Origin of the sequence: Pseudomonas japonica, assembly GCF_013522925.1 — a bacterium.
In the GTDB taxonomy this organism is placed as follows: Bacteria; Pseudomonadota; Gammaproteobacteria; order Pseudomonadales; family Pseudomonadaceae; genus Aquipseudomonas; species Aquipseudomonas japonica_A.
Map to the genome: position 1 here is coordinate 1 of NZ_JAAMQU010000048.1, position 358 is coordinate 358.

General features: G+C 67.6%; 1 protein-coding gene. It reads left to right on the forward strand.

Features of this window, described 5'->3' with window-relative positions:
- Positions 1-350: autotransporter domain-containing protein (locus G7016_RS24815; RefSeq protein WP_181118410.1), on the forward strand; the 350-nt coding region annotated here is incomplete at its 5' end.
- Between the last annotated feature and the right edge of the window lie 8 nt (positions 351-358).

Below are 358 nucleotides of genomic sequence, written 5' to 3' on the forward strand. Positions count from 1 at the left end.
TGGCGCCGCTGCTGCTCAACGTGGAAGAGCGCCACAGCAACCAGCTGATCGCCGGCCTTGACGGCACCCTGGCCCACGCCTTCACCCCACGCACCGCGCTGAAGCTGAACCTGGGTGTGGGCTACGACCTGATCAACGACGACGGCGCGGTAAAAGCCGCCTTCGCAGGGGCACCGGACCAGACGTTCACCACCCCCGGCGACAAAGCCAGCCCGTGGCTGTGGCGCAGCGGCGCCGGCCTGGCCACCACCTTCAGCAACGGCGCCGAGCTGTCGGTGAACTACGACGCCCAGACCCGCAGCGACTACACCGACCAAACCGCCTCGGTGAAATTCAGGCTGCCGTTCTAGGGCGTAGC